The sequence below is a fragment of the Shigella sp. FC1967 genome, assembly GCF_001743005.1.
Classification (GTDB): Bacteria; Pseudomonadota; Gammaproteobacteria; order Enterobacterales; family Enterobacteriaceae; genus Proteus.
In genome coordinates this window covers 1-740 of the sequence record NZ_MIIZ01001128.1, presented here as the reverse complement: position 1 = coordinate 740, position 740 = coordinate 1, and the positions used below count along the sequence as shown (strand labels likewise).

Sequence of the window (740 nt, the reverse complement as noted above, 5' to 3'; positions counted from 1 at the left end):
GGGGGAGGGATACTTCACAATCCAGATCTGTCCACCAGTCTGGGGCTTTACCTTGAGCCACCTCCGTAACCCAACTATGGAGACGGTGTAACCAGCGATAGTCGCCAATAGATGAGGCGGCTAGTGTCATAGCCTCCTCAATCTTGGTTTGAAGAGCCGCAGCTCTGTGTCGCCACTCTTCTGAATATTTAGCCTTTCGCGCCATCAGTTTTCCTCTTTCTTTTTCCCTCCCTTACCAGCTTTAACGAGCTCTTGCTCCAACCCAGAAATTTTGGTCAGTGCATCATTGAGTCTTTGTTCGAGGCTCTTGGCCTGCTGGTCTTTTTCCTGCAACTGACCAGCCATCATGCCTTTGTCTTGAACAAGAGCGCGAGCTTCTGCTTCGGCGCTGGATAATTTGGCGTCCAGCTTTTCTACCTCTCCAGATAGGCGCTGGCACTCTCGTTCAGCGGATTCGCCATGAGCTTTGGCTGTGGCAAGGGAGTCCTGTGATTGGGCCTGTTTGGCCTGTACATTTTCGAGCTGCTCTTTCAACGATGTATTTTGTTCCTGAGCGGCTCGGAGCTTTTCTGTCTGCTCTATACTCTTGCCTTTTTGCACTTCCAACTCACCCTCTGTAGTTGCCAATTTTTGGCTCAAAGAGCGATTTTCGCTTTCAGCTTGCTCCAGGTGATCCTGTGCTCGGGTCAGATCTGCGGCTTTCGCCTCCAGCTTGCCTTCCAACTCAACGATCCGCTTTT

1 protein-coding gene and 1 pseudogene are annotated in these 740 nt (G+C 51.1%); both read right to left on the bottom strand.

The features are described 5' to 3' along the window. Positions 1 to 205 (bottom strand): hypothetical protein (locus tag BHE89_RS19185; protein ID WP_128860730.1); only part of this gene is annotated, 205 nt, incomplete at its 3' end. After that, positions 205 to 740: pseudogene (locus BHE89_RS19180) on the bottom strand (DNA-binding protein); the annotation flags it as partial. The pseudogene BHE89_RS19180 and the gene BHE89_RS19185, both read right to left, overlap by 1 nt.